The sequence below is a fragment of the Pseudomonas sp. CBZ-4 genome (genome assembly GCF_000346755.1).
Taxonomy (GTDB): domain Bacteria; phylum Pseudomonadota; class Gammaproteobacteria; order Pseudomonadales; family Pseudomonadaceae; genus Aquipseudomonas.
The window spans coordinates 1-1,508 of record NZ_ANNV01000146.1 but is presented as its reverse complement, the minus strand read 5'-3'; the positions used below and the strand labels follow the sequence as shown (position 1 = coordinate 1,508).

Genomic DNA, 1,508 nt, shown 5'->3' with positions numbered 1-1,508 from the left:
ACCGAGGTGCCTGCATCGCAGGCAAGCCAGCTCCCACACAAGCCTGCTCCCACAGTGGGTTCTGTCTATACCTCTAGAGGCTCAGCGCCCGCCGTTGCGCTCGGCATTGCGGATCGAAATCTGCGTATTCAACGTCCAGAAGTCATACAGCACCCCCACCAGGAACAAACCACCGGTCAGCAGGTAGATCAAACCGGTGATCCATTTGCCCTGGTACATGCGGTGCACACCGAACACCCCCAGGAACGTCAACAGAATCCAGGCCACGTTGTATTCGATCGGCCCGGCGGTAAACCGCAGGTCGGCTTCACGGTCCATGGCCGGGATCAGGAACAGGTCGATCAGCCAGCCAATGCCCAGCAGGCCGAAGGTGAAAAACCAGATCGTGCCGGTCACCGGCTTGCCGTAATAGAAGCGGTGCGCGCCGGTAAATCCGAAAATCCAGAGCAGGTAACCGATCACCTTACTGTGCGTGTCGTGCTGGGAAACATCTTGCCGATAGGTGTTCATCGCGTACCTCTTTTGCCTCGATAGATAAATATTTTCATTTTCTTTGTGACTTTTTTACGGGCGCCCGACGTGTGGCCGATGGTATCTTCCCTCCCGCAAAGCCTTGTGCCACCTGACTTGTGTAGGACAATTGCGGCGATTCGTCGCGTTTTTGCTGACTTTGACCCCAAGGTTCAATCGACAAACGGCCTTATAACGACACAAAAAGCTGTTATAAAGTTGCGCGCAAACCAAAAAGAGCCACGCCTAATGCGACCATTTTTCAAGACATGGCTAACCATTTGCCTATTAATGCCACTGGCCGCCCACGCCACCAATCGTGAGCAACGACTTCCGAACGTTAATGGTTTCACCCCTAAAGTTCACAGCACACCCGGCACCACCAAGGCGGTCAAGCTGACCGTCAACCGCCCGACTCAAGTGAGCAAGGCCCATGCCAGCGGCCTGGTCGGCGTCAACACCAAGCAAAGCAGCAATGTCCTCAGCCGCGCCGTCAACGTGCTCGGTACCCCTTATCGTTGGGGCGGCAGCAGCCCAAGTAAAGGGTTCGATTGCAGTGGCCTGGTGAAATATGCGTTTAACGACGTTGCCGCAGTGGACCTGCCGCGCACGTCCAATGCCATGGCCGCCGGCCACGGGCAGAAGGTTGATCGCAAGGACTTGAAGCCGGGCGACCTGTTGTTCTTCAAACTGAAGAGCCGCCAGGTCAACCACGTTGCCATCTACCTGGGCAACGACCGCTTCATCCACGCACCGCGTCGTGGCAAGTCGGTAAGCATCGACACGCTGAAGAAGCCGTTCTGGGACAAGAACTATGTGATTGCCAAGCGGGTGCTGCCGAAAGAGCAGAACAGCAACCTGCGGGTCGTACAGCGCTGATCCAACGCTGAAATAAAATGTGACGCTGGTTGTGTGGGAGCTGGCTTGCCTGCGATGCGGGCACCTCGGTGTATCAGTTAGACCGAGGAGATGCTATCGCAGGCAAGCCAGCTCCCACA

2 protein-coding genes are annotated in these 1,508 nt (G+C 56.3%); one reads left to right on the top strand and one right to left on the bottom strand.

The annotated features are described in order from the left end of the window. Nucleotides 1–81: 81 nt before the first annotated feature. Nucleotides 82–510, bottom strand: coding sequence for a TM2 domain-containing protein (locus tag B348_RS0119555; RefSeq protein WP_017737767.1), 429 nt, complete (start codon nt 508–510; stop codon nt 82–84). A 249-nt stretch (nt 511–759) separates the two neighbouring features. Between B348_RS0119555 and B348_RS0119550 the strand changes: the two genes are divergently transcribed. Further along, a complete protein-coding gene (locus B348_RS0119550; RefSeq protein ID WP_032864999.1) occupies nt 760–1,389 on the top strand; it encodes a C40 family peptidase in 630 nt (209 codons plus the stop codon). Nucleotides 1,390–1,508: the final 119 nt, after the last annotated feature.

Coding starts and splice junctions, on each gene's coding strand:
- B348_RS0119555 (WP_017737767.1), bottom strand. CDS start 510: ATGAACACCTATCGGCAAGATGTTTCCCAGCACGACACGCACAGTAAG.
- B348_RS0119550 (WP_032864999.1), top strand. CDS start 760: ATGCGACCATTTTTCAAGACATGGCTAACCATTTGCCTATTAATGCCA.